The organism is Haloarchaeobius sp. FL176, from assembly GCF_024609245.1.
In the GTDB taxonomy this organism is placed as follows: domain Archaea; phylum Halobacteriota; class Halobacteria; order Halobacteriales; family Natrialbaceae; genus Haloarchaeobius.
On record NZ_JANJYH010000011.1, the window covers coordinates 1 to 20905 of the forward strand.

Annotated in this window: 12 protein-coding genes; 9 read left to right on the plus strand and 3 right to left on the minus strand. The window is 54.4% G+C overall.

All coding sequences use genetic code 11. The features are described from left to right. The first annotated feature begins 206 nt into the window (after positions 1-206). The 3 genes from NO978_RS16330 to NO978_RS16340 are packed head-to-tail and all read left to right on the plus strand — an operon-like array spanning position 207 to position 5072. Positions 207-1562 carry a TaqI-like C-terminal specificity domain-containing protein gene (locus NO978_RS16330; RefSeq protein ID WP_257300624.1) on the plus strand — a complete coding sequence of 452 codons (1356 nt, stop codon included), beginning with the start codon at positions 207-209 and terminating at the stop codon, positions 1560-1562. Between the two features lies 1 nt (position 1563). Next, positions 1564-4530: a DEAD/DEAH box helicase gene (locus NO978_RS16335; protein WP_257300625.1), complete on the plus strand. Its 2967-nt coding sequence runs from the start codon at positions 1564-1566 to the stop codon at positions 4528-4530. Beyond that, complete coding sequence (locus NO978_RS16340) at positions 4527-5072, plus strand: TATA-box-binding protein (protein ID WP_257300626.1); 546 nt, start codon at positions 4527-4529, stop codon at positions 5070-5072. Before NO978_RS16335 ends, NO978_RS16340 begins: the two co-directional genes overlap by 4 nt. A gap of 23 nt (positions 5073-5095) precedes the next feature. Here NO978_RS16340 and NO978_RS16345 read toward each other — a convergent pair whose 3' ends face one another. Continuing rightward, positions 5096-6895 carry a DUF262 domain-containing protein gene (locus NO978_RS16345; protein ID WP_257300627.1) on the minus strand — a complete coding sequence of 600 codons (1800 nt, stop codon included), beginning with the start codon at positions 6893-6895 and terminating at the stop codon, positions 5096-5098. 369 nt (positions 6896-7264) lie between these two features. On the opposite strand from NO978_RS16345, the gene NO978_RS16350 reads away from it, so the two are divergent. The 3 genes from NO978_RS16350 (at position 7265) to NO978_RS20045 (ending at position 9433) form a co-directional block, all read left to right on the plus strand. Further along, positions 7265-7576 carry a hypothetical protein gene (locus NO978_RS16350; protein ID WP_257300628.1) on the plus strand — a complete coding sequence of 104 codons (312 nt, stop codon included), beginning with the start codon at positions 7265-7267 and terminating at the stop codon, positions 7574-7576. Positions 7577-8047: 471 nt separating this feature from the next. Beyond that, positions 8048-8746 (plus strand): hypothetical protein, encoded by a 699-nt coding sequence (locus NO978_RS16355; RefSeq protein ID WP_257300629.1) that lies wholly within the window; start codon positions 8048-8050, stop codon positions 8744-8746. Between the two features lie 423 nt (positions 8747-9169). After that, positions 9170-9433, plus strand: coding sequence for a hypothetical protein (locus NO978_RS20045; RefSeq protein ID WP_369684158.1), 264 nt, complete (start codon positions 9170-9172; stop codon positions 9431-9433). Positions 9434-9481: 48 nt separating this feature from the next. Here the strand turns inward: NO978_RS20045 and NO978_RS16360 are convergent, their stop codons facing one another. Next, positions 9482-11713 carry a pentapeptide repeat-containing protein gene (locus tag NO978_RS16360; RefSeq protein WP_257300630.1) on the minus strand — a complete coding sequence of 744 codons (2232 nt, stop codon included), beginning with the start codon at positions 11711-11713 and terminating at the stop codon, positions 9482-9484. A gap of 192 nt (positions 11714-11905) precedes the next feature. On the opposite strand from NO978_RS16360, the gene NO978_RS16365 reads away from it, so the two are divergent. Further along, complete coding sequence (locus tag NO978_RS16365) at positions 11906-18340, plus strand: sacsin N-terminal ATP-binding-like domain-containing protein (protein ID WP_257300631.1); 6435 nt, start codon at positions 11906-11908, stop codon at positions 18338-18340. A 52-nt stretch (positions 18341-18392) separates the two neighbouring features. On the opposite strand, the gene NO978_RS16370 is transcribed toward NO978_RS16365, so the two are convergent. After that, positions 18393-19268 (minus strand): hypothetical protein, encoded by an 876-nt coding sequence (locus NO978_RS16370; protein WP_257300632.1) that lies wholly within the window; start codon positions 19266-19268, stop codon positions 18393-18395. 482 nt (positions 19269-19750) lie between these two features. Between NO978_RS16370 and NO978_RS16375 the strand changes: the two genes are divergently transcribed. Continuing rightward, positions 19751-19876 carry a hypothetical protein gene (locus NO978_RS16375; RefSeq protein ID WP_257300633.1) on the plus strand — a complete coding sequence of 42 codons (126 nt, stop codon included), beginning with the start codon at positions 19751-19753 and terminating at the stop codon, positions 19874-19876. Between the two features lie 87 nt (positions 19877-19963). Next, positions 19964-20143 (plus strand): hypothetical protein, encoded by a 180-nt coding sequence (locus NO978_RS16380; RefSeq protein ID WP_257300634.1) that lies wholly within the window; start codon positions 19964-19966, stop codon positions 20141-20143. The last annotated feature ends 762 nt before the right edge of the window (positions 20144-20905 follow it).

Consider the following 20905-nt stretch of genomic DNA (forward strand, 5'->3'; position numbering starts at 1 on the left):
GCTGGCGACGTGGCGCCAGCAGGGACGCAATCCATACGAAGAGCTTCGTCGAGTCGTCAGCAGCAATGATATGATCTCACGGGCTCACGCTGTGCCGGCTGTCGAGACCTCGGGGTAAACACATACATTATGAAAACGTGACCAATGTCCATCCTAAGGTTTGGCTTGATGCATATAATTGCCAAATTCGATTGGATGAGGACTATGTGGAAAAATACGTCCCAATTATAAATAAGATGGAAGATAATTCTAAATTCTTAGGACAATACCTCTACGTAAACGTAGGTGCGACTGTGGCCAGTAGCGAATCTGGAGGGTTCGTAAAGAAAGATGTAGTTTGTGAAGAACCAGTAGGTAATGCAAAAAAATTCATCCAAGGTACTAATGTTGGACGTTGGTATTTTGATTGGGAGGGTGAATGGCTTGATTATCGACCTGACGAGATGTCTGGCCCACGTCACTCAGAAATGTTTGAGGGTGAGAAATTATTGGTGAGGAAACGAACAGATAAAGGAGGGTGGATTGCAGCCGCTTACGACGATGAAGGGATGTACTGTGACGATACGGTACTGGTCTGCTGCGACTACGATATTCTCAAAGATACTGGTGCTACCCTTGACTTTGAGGGCTTTGAGCGGTTAGATGAAGATCTTGATCTTCCATATGCCGTTGCACTTCTCAATTCTACACTGATGACGTGGTTGTTCAAGAACAAATTCGAAACCGGCGGTCTCCAAGGTACATATTCCGATGTGTGGCCGCAATCAGTCCGGTCCTTCCCGATTCCAGACACTGACGGTAAGGACTATCCTGTCAATGAATGGGCGAACAATGCTCTTACAGTTTTTCCAAACCGACAGGCCAATGAGATAGAAAAAACCGAAACCCCACAAGAGCTAGTGTCAGTCCTGTCTGAACATGTAATTGAGGCAGTCAAGGAGCAGCGGGAGCTCAATCTTAACATCCTTGATTATCTCAGCATTCCGGGCGATGAACTCCCAGATTCGATGACGGGCGACTCGCTTGGAGACATACAGATACCAGTTGAAGGTGCTGCGGACACACCAATCACTGAAACAACCAAAAACTTTGACAGCCTCCGTGTTGAGGGAGTATCGTTTGAGGACGACGGGAGGCTGCTGATGACTGTTGATATCAGCTACAAACCTGATGAGGACGATTCACGCGAAACTGATACCTGGGGTAGGCTTGTCGATGAAGAATTTGAAACTTATGACGCGTTGGCATTTGTTGGCCTCTCTAAGGAAACAGAAACGCTCATCCGTAATTTCGTTCCAGCTGCCGTCGAAAAGGGGAATGGGTTTGCTGGCTTCCGGAAGGGGGCTACCAAAACGAACTCGCCGCTGGACAGGCTGAAGGATCTGAAGCTCCCCGACATTGAGATAGTCCGCAATGGGCTGGAGCGGTACACCGAAGTGAAGAGTCACGCCGAAGAACTCGATGAGATGATGGAAGAAACTGGTCAGCTTATCGACGAAATCATTTACGACCTCTACGATTTGACCGACGAAGAGGTCGAAATCGTCGAATCTGCAGTATAGCATGGCCGACTTCGAGGTTGGCGACCACGTCAAGTTCGCTGGCGGGCAGGGCGAGATTACAAAAATCGAAGACCGCCCGAACGGAGGCCAACTCCTCCACGTCTACACCACGGAGGGGGAACTCCGGAAACTCCCGAGTGGCCTACCCCACATCGAGCGGATCGACTCCATCGTTGACCGTCTCGCAGCCCGGCAGATCGATTCGCCCATTCACCACGACCTCCGGGAGCGTGCGACCCGCCTCGATCTCGCGTACCGGTACGACCGGTTCCTGTCGCTGACGAACAACCGTATCGAGATCGAGCCGTACCAGGTGCAGGCCGCCTACGAGATCCTGAACTCGTACGATCACCGCTACCTGATTGGCGACGAAGTCGGCCTCGGGAAGACCATCGAAGCCGGCATCGTTATCGAGGAACTCATCGCGCGTGGGCGCGCCCAGCGCGTGCTCATTGTCGCACCAGCGCCACTCACGGTGCAGTGGCAGGAGGAGATGCGCGAGAAGTTCGATCGCAACTTCGTCATTTACGACCGTGAAACTGTAGAAAACCACCGTCAGTCCCACCCAAACCAGAACGTCTGGGAGCAAGAGGATCTCATCATCACTTCAATCGATTTCGCTAAGCAAACGAACGATGACCCAGAGTCGGACAGGGTCTCGGTACGTGATGCGCTCGATAATCTCAACGAATCTTGGGACGTCGCCGTTTTTGACGAGGCACACCACCTGACTGCTCGCCGGGGAAGCGACGACTCCATCGAACGCACCCAGCGTTACACTGTCGGTGAAGCCGTCGCCGAAAATTCCGACGCGCTTCTGTTGATGACCGGAACACCCCACAAAGGGAAGTCTGACCAGTTCTACTTCCTCGTGAGTCTCCTCGATCCATATCGCTTCAGCCACGAGTCACAGATCAATCCCGACGCACTGGACGACCTGATGATTCGCCGGCTGAAAGACGACATGTACGAGACCGACGGGACGCGCATGTTCCCCGAGAAGAACATCGAAGCACTCGGTGTGGACATGTCGCCAGCTGAGCGCAAGCTCTACGACGACGTCACCGAATACATCCGCGAGTACTACAACCTCGCTCAACAGGAGGAGAACCAAGCCGCGGGATTCACGATGGTCATTTACCAGAAGCGGCTGGTCTCCAGCATCTACGCGATTCAGAAGTCTCTGGAAAACCGAATGCGCGCAATCCAGAACGACGCCGTCGCCGAGGACCTGCCCGACGACGTTCAGGAACTGATCCCCCGGTATAGTACCGAACCCGAGACACTGACCGACACCGAGCGTGAGCGTGTCGAAGAGGCGCTGGAAACGGTTACAGTCACACTGAATCGTTCGCAGATACAGGAAGAACTTGATCGGGTGAAGCAACTCTGGCAGCAGGCCAAGAGCATCCAGACCGATTCGAAGGCCCAGCTGCTCAAGCAGTTTATCGATCGTATCCTGTCCAACGACCCCGAGGAGAAAATACTCATCTTCACCGAGTACACGGACACGCTCGAATACCTCCGAGACAGGGTGTTCGACGACCACGATATCGCCCAAGTCTACGGAGACCTGGACCAAGATCGACGGCGGGAGGAGATGGAGAAGTTCGAGAATGAGGCCAACTTGATGCTCGCCACCGACGCGGCACAGGAGGGCCTCAACCTCCAGTTCGCCCACATCATGGTCAACTATGACCTCCCGTGGAACCCAATCCGGATCGATCAGCGAATGGGCCGTCTCCACCGCTACGGGCAGGAGCGAACCGTGGAGATTCGGAATCTCTTCTTCAAGAACACCCGAGAGAGCGAGATTCTGAACCTGCTGGTTGAGAAGACGAACCAGATTGAGTCCGACCTCGGGATGCGTTCGGATGTTCTCGGTCGGGTGCTGGAAGACGTCGATCTCGATGACACCATTATGGCCGCCATCGCGGAGAACCGACCAACTGATGAAGTCGTTGGAGACATCGAGAAGACGATTGAGGAGCGAAAGGACGCGCTCCAAACGGTGGAAAACGAATTTCTGATCCGGGATCGATTCGATCTCTCTGACGAAGACGAAGAGATATTGGAGGTGATCGAACGCAGCCAACACGGCGACGTCAGCGAAGACGACATCGAGGTACTGGTTCGGGAGTTCTTCGACGAATTCAGTGGCGACATTCGAGGTGTTCGTCCTGGTCCGGCCCGTGCTGGCGGAGACGTGTTCCAGCTTGACGTTCCAGATATCCTCTCCGGCGATCAGGTTGCAGGACGATACGACCAGGCGACGTTCACTCGCCAGGTAGCGATGGAAGAGGACGACGTCGAGTTCATCGCATTGGACCACCCGCTCGTGCAGTCGCTTATCGAGTTCTGTCTGGACTCGAATCGCATCGGGGGACAGGTCGCTGTGAAGGTCGCGGAAGACGGCGAACCCACACCCGGAATCCTATTCACGTACCGCCTGGGATACGTCTCTGGGGCGGGAGAGGCAGTCACCGAGAAGCTGGTTCCGCTCTACGTCACGTCTGAAGGCGACGTGAGGACAGAGAAGCCGGAGTTCGTGGACACGGCCCCGCCGGAGGAGGTCGTCTCGACACCGACCCTCGACCGACTTACGTCGATGGCAGAAGACCTGCAGAGTGTCGCGGAGATGGAAGCGTGGGAGCAAGTCGAATCGTTTGCCGGCGAAGCACGTAAGGAACGGGAACGAGAGGTTGAGATCAAGCGGCAACACGCCGAGCAACACTTTGAGGAGGAGATCAGCGAATGGAAGGACCGACTTGAGGATTATCAACAGCAAGACGAGCAAGGGAAAGATATGTCGGCACCAATCGGGAACGCGAAACGCCAACTTGAGTCGCTTCGTCGTGAGCGCGACGAGGAATTATCCCGATTGGAGGAAGAAAAGCACGTCACCCCAGAAGAACCGCAGTTGGTGACTGCGTCCTTCGTCCTCGGCAGTCTTCCAGGTGACCGATGACTGTCGAAATTGCGAACATCGTCGGCTCTGGCGATCTTGGGGTGGAGCTGGATCTCGAAGCTCTGGAAGACGATCTGTCTACACCGTACTTGGAGTACGACCCGTCGAATTACCACGGCCTCTACGTTCGTCTCGAAGAAGGTGGGCCGCTCATCACGGTCTATCGAAGCGGGAAGTACATCATCAGCGGCTGCCCCAGTGAGGAGACACTACGCGAGACGAACGATGGATTCCTGAGAGCCCTCGCGGAGTTGGGCATCACCGACGAAGCTCAACAGACCGGGTTCGCTGTCCAGAACGTGGTCTGTACTGCGATGCTCGATGAGATGGTTTCTCTGAATGCTCTCTCAATCGGGTTGGGGTTGGAAGTAACGGAGTATGAGCCGGAGCAGTTCCCGGGTCTGGTTTATCGGCCCGAGGGAATCGGTGCTGTACTGCTGGTGTTCGCTAACGGAAAACTGGTGATTACAGGTGCGAAGGATGTCGAAACAGCTGAAGCAGCGTACAATCACCTTCAGTCGAAGGTACAGGAATTAGTGTAGCGTTCTTGGGCGAAGGGAGATGTTCAGTTGAAGGTGCTGATGATGTGGTCTCGAAGCATCTCCTCGCGTCGCTCGATGAACTCGGGGAAGTTCTCTAGTTCGTACAGACGCTCGTCAGTCGGAATGTGGTGACGGTCGTAGTATTGGTCACTCCGCGTCGAAATCCATTCATCGAATGCTTGGGTCCCCTTGGACTGGTTCTCCTCGATTAACTGGAGGTTGGCAACGTGATCACGCAGGGAGGCGTATCGCTCGGCCTTGCTCGGGTCGAATCCGTAGTTCTCGATGAGATTGTCCTTCTCAAGGAGACTCCGCGGGAAGATGTGGTCAATTTCGTATGAATCGTCGTGGGCAGGGTCGGGGTAGTAGAGGACCGACAGGAGCAGGTAGATCTTCGTGCTATTGTAGTCCGTCTCCTCGAACAGGTCTTCTACGATTTCCTGGCTGAAGCCAACTGCTTTCCCACGCGTCCTGATTTCACGCTGAATCCGTTCTAGTGGGAACTGACTATCGTCCGCCTCTTTGATGGCATCACGTGCGTCCTCGATGATCTGGTCTGGGCGGGAGTTGAAGTTGCTGTTGAGGAGCGCAGAGCAGAGCCATTCGAGGATTCGGGGTCGAACCTGCACGCCGAGTTGAGAGTCCGTCGTCAGCGAGGGATTCTCGTTGTGGTAGAAGTAGAAGACCAACGGGATGAGCGCATTTCGGCTCGTCAGGCTCCGGCCGGTGATACCGAAGCTGCTGATCAAGTCTATGGTGGATTCGATCGCGTCTTGAACGACTCCGTTCGCCCAGATTTCTTTCATCAACGCCAGATTCTCGTGTGTGAACGTGCGAATCTGGTACTCGGCGGAGAGGTCAGCGACGACGAGGAGGGATTTCAGGACGAAGTCGCTACCGAAGTCGTAGCCCTCGTCCACATACGCCTGATTAAGGTTCCCGACGAAGTTGTTGATCTCTTCCTTTGCGTCAATGGGGTTCTCTTCATCTGAGCCCCAGTACGACGTGGCAATAGAGAGGAGGATTTCGGACTTGCTGAGTTGCGTACCACCTTCGTTCGCCCGGACGAAGATGTCCAGAATTCGCTCGTTATCCTGGTTTCCCTCCTCGTAGTAGTTCACGATGTCTCGGGCGTGAACAGCGTTGTAGAGAGTAGTGAGGTTCTTGAGGAGGTAGTGTTCCTGTGCATCGGAGACCTCCTCTAACTCGGACGCGATTTCGTTCGCACGGGTCATCGCCTTCTCTAGCGTGTCGATCTCCAGAATATCGCCGACACGGAACCAGTATTCCTCACTAGACTGTGTCGGATCAGGCTCCTTGAATCTAAAGTCGTATCGGAGCTTCAGATGGTCCTCAGTCTGGTTGTTGGGGTTCGAGAGCAAGTTGAGATACAGCTGTTTACGCGTCCAGGCGTCGGGATTCTTCCGTTGCCGGTACTTCTGCTTCTCAACGTATGTTCCTTGGAGCCCGATGTAGAAGGAGGAAAGGCGTTGCTGGCCGTCAACGACGAGTGAAACGGAGTCCGGGATTTGCTCGTATTCGGGGACCTTCGGATTCCGGTGGTGAACGTTGTCGAAATCGTCCGGATAGATGCTATCCTCGATGTGATTTCGGACGAAGTAGTACTTGATCTGGTTGTCTGCGAACTCTCCGTTGAGGTTCCAGAAAATGAACGACCCGATAGGGTACTCGCGGAGAACGGAATCGAAGAGCTGAACGATCTGTTCGGTATCCCAGACGAACTCCCGCTGGATTGCCGGCAGAAAGATGGACTCGTTTATGTCCGGTAGAACTTGCTTGATTGTCCGAGACTGGTAACCCATGAATGACGGTTACTCTATGTCGCGCATTAGTCGTTTATGTTGATAGGAGACTTCAGATAACGACCATCTGTGCGCCCTCTTTTGATTCACCAACCCCCGCCAGAATCTGTTAACTGCTGAGGGTTTCAACAGAGCCACTATTCTATGCGTGAGGGGGTATCCAAAGGCTTCTAACAGACATTCCATTTCATCATTCCTCCGCCCAGCGATTCCAGAGATTCCATTACAGACTCGGCCGTCGAAATTCACCCTGGGGTCGAATAATTCGGGCATTTAGGAACGGGATCTGTGGTTCTACTGGGTTCTCCGGGGGTCGTCTCCCTCTGAGGGCTAACCCTTTTTCAGGGGTGTCTCATATTTTGGTTTGCAATGAGACAAATAATCGACCGAAAGCTGTACGATACAGACGAAGCAGAAGAGATCGCGCGATACGCGCCCAACACAGACCGGAATGACTTCCACTACTTGGTTGAGTCCCTTTACAAAACAGATGATGGCGAGTACTTCCTGCACGGTGCGGGCGGCGCAGCAACGAAGTACGCGACATCACACAGCAATGGCAAATCAGGTGGCGAAGAAATCACGGTGTTGTCGGAAGATAACGCCGTTGACTGGTGTGAGGACCATTCGATTGATGCCGAGATCATGCTCAAAGAATTCGGCCATCTGATCGAGTCGTAACGGGGAACTCAGCTCGCTTTTCACGACCCAGCTACCCTTCGATTGTCGATCACGTCAGTGAACGAAACATCCTGATGGAAAGCGAATACAACTATCTGGAGTCCGACTCACAGGAATGAATCACAAAGCCTGCACCACGGAAGACGAATCGCCTGAGAACCAGATTGAGACGATTGACGTCAGTGCTGATGCCATCGTTTTAGAAAGCGAGCGGAATGCCCGAAACCGATACAGATGAGGTCACATGCTCCGAGTCACCCTACTGTTTGCGAGTAGGATTCAAGCGTCGGTTCATCTCTTGAAGGGCTGCACCTGCTATCCGTCCGAGATGAGTTCGACTCTGATCCACCTCACCCCCGACCAGTTCCACGATGCTGAAATTGGCTACCCCGGGGACGGCAGTGTAGATCTAGAACCGTGTGACGACCGGCAGAGTACATTCGGATTCCCCGCCGGCACCAACATTGACCGATGACTAAGAGCATCGACTCGATCACTCACTCCCCGAACGAGTACGTCAAAATCACCATCAACTGTGCAGACGGGGGCGAATATGTCAAGGTTGCGGTCAACACGGCGCGAGCGACCGTCACAGCCCAGTACAAGTACACACCTGATGAAGCGCTCATGGCGACCGAACACACCAGCGCAGACGACGACCGCAGCGAAGCGCACACGACGATCCGCGACGCGCTCGCAGAACTCGATGTTGACGACGACATCTACCGGACGCTCGACCGACTAGAACAAGTCGGGTACTGGATGGACGACCAGGATCCCGTGTTACCTGACGACATCCGGCTGGACGTGTACGGCGACTACAAACCGCTCCGTAGCGGACAGGACATGCTCCTCGTTGACGATGATGGCACGTATCGCGGGCAAAAACCGTTCGTGAAGATTGGCGACGACCTCCCGCCCATAGAGGACCTTCGTGATGACCTTGATCAGAAAGTTGAGCGACGGGTAAAACGCAGGACGTGTGGACAGCAATGGACGCACTATGAGGAAGAGGTTGACGGCCGGGTTCGGGCGGACATCATGAGAGTAGACTCTCTGGAAGAAGCTGAGCATATTGTTCGTGGTGACCAAGGCGAGAACAACGACCATCGCAGTGACCAGGAATGCAGCGGTAGTGATGGAGTGCAGGCAACGCTCGCAGGGTACTGACGATTTTCACGATCCAATCCGTTGTCACCGATTCCGTCTGCGTGTCTCACTTTCGCAGGAGGGATGACTACTATAGTGGTGCGGATTTCGACGTCGCTACTCTTCCGGTGCACGATTTGAGTAACTATCCAACTTTATACGGCAGTCCAAGAGCAACAGCCTGTATGCGGAACGCATGGCAACTCAGGCCTGTTGAACCGGGTCTTCAAGACCGACTCCACGGGGCTGCATGCGAATGTCATCAGCATCCTCGATGTATGTACGCCAGTGTATGCACCCACCCGGTCAGCGTGCATAGATCTGCCCAGCACGCTGCGCCGATTACGGCAGACGCGACGGCCAGGGAAGACATCGTACTTAAAGAGAACCCGATTCAGAAACCTCAGAATCACGCTAAACCGACCCCAGTATGCACATCTGTTTATGACATCTGACCGTACCACTCTACGACTCAGTGATGAACGGAAGCGACTGCTTGACCAAGCCAGCCAAATCGTTGCCGCTGACGCATCTGATGAACCACCTATGAGTGACGTCATTGATGCGGCTTTGACTCACCTGATTGAGTCCCGCGATAATCTGGAGGATGCCCGGGATTGTTACCCACCCGAAGAAGTGAAGACTTGTTGTAATACTTCCGTACTCCGGCTCCGATATCGAACAAGCATCGACTCAAATTGGCGATGAATACGCTCAATAGGCCAACAATTCCGACAACCTCCTATTCAAAGAAGATTATCGTGTTGCACGGCGTCCAAGAACAGCGATGAGCAATGCCAGTAGGAGGGAACCAAGGAGGGCTTCAACGCCTGCGAGAAGTTGTGCACATTGGTTTGCTGGTTGGAAGTCTCCGTATCCGAGTGTTGTGAAGGTTACGAGACTGAAATAGAGTGGTGCCAGCCAATCTGGGGTCGATACACCGGCTGTTTGTGCTGATCGGACACCATCTGTGAGCCAGAAAAGGAGGGTAGATGTACCGACCACAGCGAATGACCAGCCAACGACGCGCCACGGACTATCGCCATATCGAGTGCTGAGATTTGTGAGTTTTGAGAAGACGTACCGGGCCCACTGTCGGTGGGAGCTCTCACCATCATTATCCCAGTACCGCTTGCGTTGCATGTCTTTCCGCCAGCGAAAACACGTACTGGCCACGCCGCTTGCCGCATTTGTAGAGGCGAGAGTTTCAAGTTGAGTGTACACCGATGCAGCTCGTGAATACGGATCTACCAAGTCATCCCGGTTAGAATCCTCGACCACAGGGCCGGTTCGCGGATCATAGACCACTGTCTGCATCCCTCTTGTACATTTAGGGAGCCAAGTCCACCAAGACCCTGAATCGATAAACTTCGTTCCGTCGCTGATACGGGCGTCACCGAAAATAGTGCCGTGCAATCGTGTGTTGGTGAAGTCTGCCTCGTATAAGTTGGCGCGTGAAAGAATCGCGCCTTCCAGATTCGCAGCGGTGAAATCGACAGTTGCACATGTGGTGTTGGTCAGATCTGCGTTGGTGAAGTTCACCTGCGAGCAATCAGCACTCCGGAAAGATGCGCCTGTGAGGTCGGAATCAGCGAATGTAATTGGTGGGTCCTCGCTGAGGAGGTCTCCCCGTTCAGCGAATGTAACTCCATCAAATTCTGCGTTTTCAAGCTGTGAATTGGAGAAATCGACTCGCCCCTGAAAAGTTGTGAGTCTCTCGCTGACAACGGTTTCATCCGTATCCAGAATTCGAAAATCGGCTATCCCTCGGACGGTGGCACCGGAGAAATTGGTTCTTCCTTGAAACGGGGTGTATGGGATGAACTGATCCGATAACGTCGCCCGAAAGGATACGTCGTCGCGGAAGACAGCCTCCTGGGCATCCACGTACCGAAAGACAGCATTCGAGAAATCCACTTGTTCATGAAATGTTGTTTCTATAAATTCCACCGCCTTGAACAGTGTCTTCTGGAACGCTGCCTCCGCGTGGAATGAAGCGTTCTGGAAATTTGCCTCACGAAATATCGCTTGCTCGCAATCAATTTCCCCGTTGAATGTAGCTTGCTGAAAATCTGCTTCGGCTACAACTTCTGCTTCTTCAAATCTCACCTTGTTGTGGAATGTTGTTTTGATGAAAGTCGTCCAATCGAGCGTTGTCTCTCGGAAGTCCACTTCACCTTCGAATGTGGCCCCGTTATATCGTAGCCAGGAGCCAGAAGTCATCTTCAAAAATGTTACCCGGCTGTTGAACGAGGCAAGTCGGAAGGAACCTCCGTCTTCGAAAGTAACACCATGAAACTTCGAACGACCCTCAAATTCCGTCTCAGAGAAGTCAGCATATGCGTTGAAAGTCGTTTCTGGAATGCGACACTCACTTTCGAACGTTGCTTCTTCGAAGTCCGCATCTCCTTCAAATGTTTGTCCTCGTCCGACAAGCTCACCTTTGAACACCGAGTTCTGGAACTCAGCTTCATCGTGAAACGTTGCAGCTAAACAATCCACTTTCGACTCAAAGATAGTATTGGAGAGATCAGCCTCCTGTCTCACTTGGATTCTACCTATGTTCAGTGGTACAGTAACGGTTTCAACATCTAACCGAAGTGTATCGACGGTAGCATGACGCAGATCAATCTCGTCTTCGGATCCAAGTTTGCTACATCGAATGTCGAGGTCGCCAAAATTAGCGTCAATAAACTGCGGCGGGCGATCAGATATGTTGTCATGAGTGGATTCCTTATTCACTATGTCAAGGAATTCCGACACTAACTCTGAATCAGACGGTTGTTCCTCTTCTGGCAGGTGGAACAGACATTTGTCCTTATTTTCTTCAGCAGGGTGCGGACATTCCCAAACAAAGGAGCCATTTTTCTCGGTCAGTATCTCTTCATCGTTTCGACGACTTACGTAACATCCTTCTTCATGAGTTTCTTGCCACTCCTCTGGGTCCAGAACATAGTTGCAACGCCCTGTATGTGTCTTGCTCGTCATAATCATCCCTTCATAATACCGGTTAAAAATACCTCTTATTGAGTGATCGAATCCAGATTAGGTCGCAGGTCGAAACGGGGTCTCAGATCCTCAATTCTCAAGCCACTCGGGTTCCACCCTCTCACGGGAGAAGGACACCTAGTGAAGCGGGCAGCAGTACTCTAATGAGGTGTGCCTGATACGTCTGAAGAGATGAACGCGACGTTCGATTCGTTGGGAAAGAATCCGAGGACGAACGAGGGACTGCGGACTCACTGGGCAGGGTATTGGGAGGATTTGGTCGCTGATCTGCAGGATGACTCGCTTGAAGTGCTTGACGGGCAGCCGAATCTACGGAGCGCGTTTCGGAAGGATACGTCGTTAGGGCAATCGGAGCGGACGATTGCGGAGGATCACCCGAATCGGGAGATTCTGGAGTTGCTGCAGAATGCGCGGGACGAAGCACAGTACGCGGACGACGGGCAGGTGTTTATCGCCGTGACCGATGAGGGGCTGCTTATTGCGAACAATGGGCGGAGCTTTAATTTCCACAACCGGTCAGTCGAAGAGGCGGCGACCGGTATCGGGAAGACATCGAAGGACACGCCTGATGAGATTGGGAAGATGGGGATTGGTCTCAAGTCGATCCTTGGGAAGGGGGAGTCGTTCGAAGTGTGGACGGAGACGCCTGACGCGTCGGGTGAGCAGCAGGCGCTTCGGGTTCGGTTTTCGAAGGCGTATCTGCTGGCTGCGATTTTGAATACGATCGGGTACGATCACGGCGTGGACGGGCTGGGTGAGGAATTCAACACTGATGCGTTCCCGGTTGATCTTGATTTGAGTCGGAACCAGGAGGGGAAGTCCCCGTCCGATCTGAATGCCGATAACCGGCGTGCATTGATGCAGCTGTTTCTGTTCGCGTATCCGATCCCGTTGTCGCTGTCGGCGCGGCGAAGTGAACTTGCCGCTCTTGCCGACTATTTAGTCCACGGGAATGATCGAGTTGCGGCTCCGAATGACACCGTAGCGGAGTACGGTGGGGAGTTTTCAACTGCGGTGTTCGTCGAGTTTGCGGACGAGAATTGGCGGGAAATTGTAACGGAACTCTACGGCGTAGACTCGGTGAGTGAGTTACCGGATGATGCTGTTGAGGAATCCGGGATTGCCACTACGTCACCGGAACGTGTCTGGTGGTATGTGGACGGGACGCGATCCGGGTCACTTGATCCGGAGACACTGGTTCATTTCGGCACGATCGACGAGGTGAACGCAGTCCGCGTCTCGGACAACGAGATTGATGAGCACATTTCGTGGGATATAGAGCCAGAACCCGGTGTTCTGAGCGGCGATTCCGTGCAACATACTGAATGGCGGGTCAGTCAGGTTGATCGAAACGGGACAGAGGAAGAGGAGACTAACCATGTGTTCGACGGGTTCCAGTTACCGGCTGGCGAGCGGGATCACGAGACGCGGGTCTTGGTCCCGCGTCCGAGTGACGAGTGGCCCGTCATGGAGAGGGATCAGTTTGGGGACGGAGACCCACATTCGTTGAAGGACTACCCGTTGTACCTGTATTACCCAATTAGTCAGCGGGATCCTGGGTTGTCGTTTTCTTTGCACGGCGAGTTTTCGGTGACGCCGAATCGACAGAATATCAAGGACGTGTCCCAGCGCTACGTAGATTATAATCGTCGTGTGTTCGAGGAGGCAACAGACCTTGTCGGGCGCGTTGCCGAGCAGACTGCGGAGGTCACCGAGTCGGAGTATGATTGGTTGAGTCTGTATCCGTGGGTATTGCTGCCGGATCAGACACAGGAAGACGAGTGGGAACCGGACGCGCGACCGACCGAGGCTGATGAGTTGCTCGGGTATCTTCGACAGCAACTGTTGGATAGGTTGTGGGAGGCGGAGTGTATTCCGATTGCGGGTGGGGCTTCTGCGGCCCCGGCGCAGGTTGGATCTGACACGGCCGATGCCGGAGCTACGGATTCGGATTCTTTGTTGTTAGATTGGTCGGGTGATGGATGGGATGGAGTGCGTGCGGTGTACCTGTTGAGTGATCAGTTGCCGGTGGCTGGAGCGCCGGCATTGAAAACGACCGATCGGCCGTTCGGAAGTTCTGGGGACGGCCGCATGTCAGTTACAGTGCCAGCCGCGGATCGAATCTGGGGGCTGTCACGGCTTCAGGACGCATCGGGCGATCGACTGGTGAGTCGCATTGAGAGTTTACTTCGTGTGACTGACGAGAAAGAGGCTGCTGTGACGGCGCGGTTAAGAGATCGGTGGGTCGAGTTGGTTTCTGCGGCGCTCGCGCGGAGTGACCGTGTCAGTGACGGTAAGTCAGGGGTACAGTGTGCAGCTGACCCGGCTGACGCGATACTTCGGGCGACAGCTCGGTATTTCGAGCCGGTGTCGAGTTCAGAGATCAGTGATTTGCTTGGGGCGGATCGCCGTGCGTTGGACGGCGTGTATCTCCTACCGTGTCAACTGAAGCAGTCAGAACCTGGGGACGAGTCGGATGGCGTCGAAGAGGAGGCTCAGAAGAGGGTGTTGCTGCAAATCGAGAATCAACAGGTTCGGTCGGAAGGGGATCGGCGGCAGCCGCTGTCCCGAACGATTCTATGGAACGTTCCGAATGACGCGACGGACGTCATTGCTCCGCCGGATGACGGGCAGTTCACTGTGTTCTTCCTCGCTGAACTCGCTGAGACCGATGACCGGATTAACGCCTTACTCGATGAGGCAGGGGAGTCCTGGGGGATCCGAAAGTACCAGACCGACCGGCAGGAGTATTTCCGGTCGCTCGTCGCAAGTTTCGAGCGTGAACAAAATAATCGAGTATCTCCGACTGCGCTTCGGTTTCTCGCAGAGCGTGTCGATGAGTTCACCGCCGCAGACCTGAACACGCTTCCCGCTGGGTACGTCGCGCACGAATTGTTAGAAACCATATTGAAAAACGGGGAGTACGACCGATTGCGGACGCGGTTCCGGCTTCGACACGCGTCGCTCACGTGGGCATCACGGTCAGAGACGGAGGGGGCTGACGCGCCGTTAGGAGCCTGTGAGTTCGGCCCAAAGTGGTGGCCGTTTCTGAACGAGGAACTGGAGGACGCTGAAACAGATGTGCTACAGAACCCGTCCTTGAGTCTTGATGCGGCGCTTGCCCGGAGCGAGGAGGGGCCCGGGTCAACCATCGTTTCAGGGCCGTCGGGAGCCTCACTTGGAGTCGGGGAGACGACACTCCCCGGGCCGTTCAACCCGGTTTGGGAACCCGTGTACGCGCAGATGGAAACCACGAGCCCGGTGACTGCAGCCAGGGAGCTTGCGAGGACACTGTCCCTCTTTGGTGTTGGCGTCACACCAAACGTGAGCGCTCTGTGTCATCACGGGCCTGGATTGCAACGGCCGAACGATGGTGTGACGAAAGCGTCGTGGGATCCCCGCGAATGGGAACTCCCTCAAGCAGACCCGTACCGGTCGGATGTGGTAGCGTTACAGCGAGAACTTAGTGAGGACCGCCAGGACATCAATTCTCCAGCATACCTTTCGTTCGTCACTGGGTTCGGGAATCACTCGGTCCAGACCGGGAAACACACGAGTAGCCAGTGTCACGGCCGGCCGTATACTGCCGATCGAGGGTACGGGGCGCGTATTAGTTCGTGGGTGTGGAGCACAGATCTACAGCGGGTGACTGCTGATCCCGCTGGGCTCATTCAGTGGTTAGAGCAACACGAGGACACGTTACGGAAAACTGTGCTGGAAACCGGGTGGTATTGTGACGGTGGGAACAACCACATTCAGCGGCCGTGGTCCGAAACGGTGCCGACGGTCTTCAACTGGCAGCTTCGAAACACAGCGTGTTGGGACCCGGTGTTCGATGATCAGTTCTCAGGGTGGGTAGACGAGGCGTGGGGAGAAGACGCGGTGCGGTTGCGGTGGGCTGTCCAAGACGGTGGTCGCGGTGAAGTCACACAGCTTCTCCCGACAGTTCCGAGTGACTCGGAATCAGACCAGCAGATATCCGACGACCTGCTCTCGTGTTTCGGTGTCGAACCGATCGATGAGCTAACTTCGATTCAAGCGGCAGACAGGCTCCAGAAGCTCCAATCAGTGCTGGCTACAGAGGACTCGCTTGACGATATGCACCCTGTTCGAATGCGGACTGACGGTGTGGAATCGGCATGGATGTACGTGTACACTGAGTTGCTGAATCCGATTCTGCAGTCTTTAGCTGATCCTGTGGAACACGTGCCGAGTGTCTTGGAGTCTGAATTACTGACACATCTTCCGCTCCGGTTCCGGAACAAAGAGTGGTATGCTGTTCCGATTGACCAGATACAGGATGAAGGAGAGGCTGAGCTGAAGTTTAAATACCATACGCAGCGGTCGCTACGACAATGGGAGAAACAGGAAGCCAGAAACTCAGATCTGTATCTATTGAAACCGCCGACCCGCGGTGGACTCACGCCGTTAGCAGACGCGTTAGGTATCTCGCCACTGGACGTTGAACAGCCGATTCTACAGGCTGACGAGTTGGACGGATTGGACGAAGACGGATTGCAGGCCGTGAAACAAGAACTAGAGCGACGGACAGAATGGATTCTGGCAACGCTGAATCGGTCAAATCCCGACACAATCCGTGAGTCAAGAGATACATTCCAGACTGCGATTGACCATCTCGCTCGTGCGCGGCTGCACGAGGAGCAAACGGACGACTTCTTCGACACTAGGTCTCGGCTGTATCGAGTCTCGGATGACGATGACTCTCCGCTGGGGATCGTCTTGAACGACGAAGAGATACAGGACAGTGACCCACAGGATATCGTTGAAGCGACTGCCGCGGGGATCGCGTTCCTCTTCGAGATGCCAGGTCGATACGAGGAGATCCAGCCTGCACTGAGAGCGTCGTTACCGAGTCCCGAGAAATTAGAACGGGAGTGGGAGCAACGCGGTCACGACCTCGACCTGGTTCGGACTGCGCTCGGCGTACAAGACCATCGGGAACTTCTCCGTGATGTCGAAGCGCTGTATGAGTTGATCGAGGCGCTCGGTGAGGACGCCCCAAACAACGTGGAGCGGATCCGGTCGAATTTAGCCGATACAGATTCCGGCACGATCCAATGGGTTCGCAGTCAGTTCCTGCCTGAGACTGACACTGAGGAGACGCCTGAACCCCCGTCTCCGCAGGTGGCAGAGACGATTGACATTTTGTCTGAGGCCGCCACCCTGTTACCATCGGAACTGGAGAGAGATACCGTTACTCCACTGTTCGAGACCGTTATCGCAGAGCAAAACAGCGCTCACGAGCAGTGGGTTGAGTGGTCGCATACACTGGCAGCACACGATGGTGATGTGTCTTCCTTCATCCAGTGGATTGCTGCGAATTCACGACTCATCACGGAGCAGTGGGTTCCGTCCCACCACGCTCGATGGTGTGCCAGAGTCGAGCAGTTCTGCATCCTTCGTGACGAGCGTGAAGACGCCGACTTGGCATCGATTGCAGCGCTTGAAGACGTACTTCCGTCCATCGAGACGGACGATCCGATCGCCTGGGAAGATACACCAAAAGCGACGGCGAATCTATCGGGTGCTGATTTTTCGCCTGCTGATCGGTGGTTCGACGTCGCACCGCAGGAAACCTTCGTGAGCCGAGTACTCACACCGCTCATTGAGACTGTGAGCGAGCACGCCCCAAGGGGTCGGAAAGAAGATGTCGCAGTTGCTCTCAGGGACTTTATTCTCAACGGAGAGGTTCCGGCCTCACAGGTAGACTCTCGAACACGCCAGCAAAACGCATTTCGAGAGGTGCAATCACAACTTGATGGTGATCTTGACCTCAGCAACGGGATGGTACCTGGTCGAGGCCGCACGACAGTAGCGACGTTCGGTGGTGGATCTGGTAACGAGAATGGTGACGGGGACTCACCCCGGATCTACGGCGAACGCGGAGAACGTGCTGAAGCAGCTGCAGTCATCCATATTCTGCAGCGACTCGGTCGATGGTTGGATGAAGAGAGAAACGACCTCGATTGGTTGCTGACCGAGCTTGCGGGGCTTGAAGCTGATCAAGACAGCGCGGGGTACAAGTGGCACACCAAGAACCGTTGGAATGGGTCTCTGAAGCGGTATTTCGAACATGAGTTTTCAGCGGAGGAGTACCAGTCTCTGGATCGGTTCACGGGTGGAGACAGTAACCTGTGGGAGGATCCGTTCGTACAGATTCTTAACGCGACTCAAGAGTATGGGCTCGGGTTCGATTTCATCGACCCGTTTGGCCCCACTGCAACACAAGATCAAGACGCTGCTCCGACACCTGATATTGTCCCAGTTGAAGTGAAAGCTGCAGGCCTGTCATCGGAGTCTGATTCTGTTAGTTTCCGGTTTTCGACGAACCAACTACGGCAAGCCCAGGCGTTTGTTTCTGCTGGGTACCAGTACGTAATCCGGTTATTTACGACACCTGGTCTTGAGTCCGATGACTGGCTACCAGAGACACGCATCGTAGATGAAATTATCCTGAATGAAGAGAACCCACCTGGTTCTGCGTTAGGTGGTCTCGACTCGCGGGGCCGAACAAATGGTTCTGCAACAATCCCTGCCGATGCAGTCGCGGGCGGTGAAATGTATATCGAGCGTATGTTTGAATAGCTAATCCTGGCTCTGTTGAACTCATAGGTTTCAACAGACCTGGGGAACCGGTTTATTTGAGCACCGTGGTACCGTGTTCTACAGCGAAGGCCCTCTCAAGTAGATCTGCGATTTCATGGAGGCTATCAACAGCGTACGGCCGCATCTTCATCGAGATCCGATCTGACGACCCCGTCAACTTGTTCTTCTTCCCCAGTTGAAGCACGACGTCGGATGTTGGTGATGGAAGCGTCGCTGACAACCACACAACGACATTATCGGTGCCGGTTAACCATGCCGTTGCGAGGTCGTGCCATTCGGGTTCACATTTTTCGGGTGCGGGGCGGGCATCGCCAAAGGCAACTGATTCAACTTCCTCTGCAAACTCTCGAAGATGGTCTGGGTCTCCAGGTTGGGCTTGAACTTGAAGGCTTTCACCACCGCTACGCGTCGCTTTGGAGGCACCGAAGGTGATCTCGTCGGTTGGTGATTTCACAATTCGGATGCTCCCACGAACCTTTACGTCACGTTCCGCGATAGTAATCCACTCTCCGGACTTATCGAACGATGCCCAGTACTCCCCAGGAATCGGTACTTCGAGTTCAACTGGTGGAGTCGTTTCCTTCCACAGTGACTGGATCACATCGGAGTACCCGGCCATTTCTCGTCGGTCCGGCAGGGCGTTCGGCCACAGTGTGAGTATTCCTGAGAGGTCCACGTCGTGAGTCGTGAAGTCGTCTTCTTCAAGCCATGCTACACTGTATGAGTGCTCGAAGTAGTGTTCTGTGACACCCTCGATGTCTTTTCCTTTGTTCATATACTGCGCTTCGACTGCAATACCTTCCCCGTATGGCGATCGAGGTTCAGGAAATGTGAGAAGGACATCAGCGAACCTCCCGTTCACGTTCCCTTCCAACTCAATGTTAGCATCCGGGAACTCCTCTTCCAATCGAGAGTACGAAATCGCCTTCATTTTATGATGAATATCGGACTCACCAGGGCACTCACCACCGCCACCGTCACTCCCACCACCGTCACTACCGGTCGAGTTATCAGGGTTGTGACTGAAGTGACGGGATACGAATGACCCACTCCGGTAGTGTGAAGATTTGACATACATTTTGTCGTCACAAGTAGGGCAGCGAACAGTAGAACCGTCGGATACCTGCGGTGGAATGACTTCTTCACTATTCCGGATCCCGAGATATGGCATTAGATAACAACAAGAACCTATTCCAGATAAATCCTCATTCGTATCTGAGCTTGTCGAGAAACATCGTTGTCCCAAGTAGAGTGAACCCGAAATACTCGGTGGTTGATGCATCCACACCAGATTCGGTCAATACAGGGAGTTAACACGACGCATCAGACACTCAGCCGGATCCATCAGGACGAGAACCGGCAAGTGCGGACTCGCGGGAAGTCGCTGCGATGACGGACATCAATGAACCGTGGGTGAACCTGACGTCCCCGACCGTCAACAACGTCGTCGAGGACATCAGTGGGATTGAGCGCGAGGGCGACGACGGTGATGACGTGACACCGCGACCCGAGTAGTAAGCGACGCTCGGATTCGCCGCTGGCAGTAACATCCAGCACTCACTGGTACTGGCTCTTTTCCCATCAGACACCGTGTTACTCACCATGGACGGTGACGAGGACAAGGAGACCCGGCGCGCCGCCGCCAGTCTCGAACAATTGAAACGAATGTTCCGACGATCGGGCGCGGAGGTGGAGTGTCAGGCGGACCGGGTAGATGACGAAGCCCTCGATGCCGAACTTGATGACCTGGAAGAGGAATTGCGCGAGGAGCGTGGACGGTAGCCGGTATCTTGTCAACTGTGTTCCGGCGGGGTGGTTTTGCGATTCTATAAGTGAGTCCCGCCGCTGAGGCTGTTACCGGTGGTAACCGGCGCACACTGGGTGTGTTTCACGAAGCCGAGCCATCTGCTTGATCTTTCTTCCCACGCCTGGGCTGAGTACCCGGGTATGTGGGATCGACACCACACGAACGGTCACCGACGATCTTGGTCAGCCGTCAGTGTTCTCCCCAGTCACCCACCCACTGCGACTAAGAAATGTTACTGCCCACAGTGACCGCACAATGTTATCGCGCAAAGTTATCGTCCCCAACGGACACGATGAACGACTATAACGCCCACTAACGCAGAGTAGAAGCCCTGTACCATAACTTGAATCACGCCCTGTTACCACACATAGTGAGCGCTCATGGTGGCCGGGTAGTGTTATCGTGCGGTGGGGTCAAACGATGTTATCGCCCCGTGCCGACACGAAGAGTGAGCACGGGTAGACTGTCAACGATCGCAATCAGGATCAGGGCTCTCCCTCTCCTCTCGTACTGTCACCGATTATCGACGGGAGAGGGATTGTCAATACAGACAGCGTGACCGGATTTGAACCGGGGGACTCCTACGGGACAGCGGACGGCGAACGGTTGTATCGCAGAACGCTGTGCCGCGCATTACTTTTATAGTTCGCGGGGGAGACGCTGGCGATACAAGCAAGACCGCGAGACGCCAGGGGTCCGCCAGACGCCCGCGAGACCAGCGCACACAGTCAATGCGG

Bases quoted from the DNA above. Each gene is read 5' to 3' on its own strand.
- NO978_RS16355 (WP_257300629.1), top strand. From the start codon at position 8,048: ATGACTAAGAGCATCGACTCGATCACTCACTCCCCGAACGAGTACGTC.
- NO978_RS16360 (WP_257300630.1), bottom strand. From the start codon at position 11,713: ATGACGAGCAAGACACATACAGGGCGTTGCAACTATGTTCTGGACCCA.
- NO978_RS16380 (WP_257300634.1), top strand. From the start codon at position 19,964: ATGGACGGTGACGAGGACAAGGAGACCCGGCGCGCCGCCGCCAGTCTC.
- NO978_RS16345 (WP_257300627.1), bottom strand. From the start codon at position 6,895: ATGGGTTACCAGTCTCGGACAATCAAGCAAGTTCTACCGGACATAAAC.
- NO978_RS16350 (WP_257300628.1), top strand. From the start codon at position 7,265: ATGAGACAAATAATCGACCGAAAGCTGTACGATACAGACGAAGCAGAA.
- NO978_RS20045 (WP_369684158.1), top strand. From the start codon at position 9,170: ATGACATCTGACCGTACCACTCTACGACTCAGTGATGAACGGAAGCGA.
- NO978_RS16340 (WP_257300626.1), top strand. From the start codon at position 4,527: ATGACTGTCGAAATTGCGAACATCGTCGGCTCTGGCGATCTTGGGGTG.
- NO978_RS16365 (WP_257300631.1), top strand. From the start codon at position 11,906: ATGAACGCGACGTTCGATTCGTTGGGAAAGAATCCGAGGACGAACGAG.
- NO978_RS16335 (WP_257300625.1), top strand. From the start codon at position 1,564: ATGGCCGACTTCGAGGTTGGCGACCACGTCAAGTTCGCTGGCGGGCAG.
- NO978_RS16375 (WP_257300633.1), top strand. From the start codon at position 19,751: ATGACGGACATCAATGAACCGTGGGTGAACCTGACGTCCCCGACCGTC.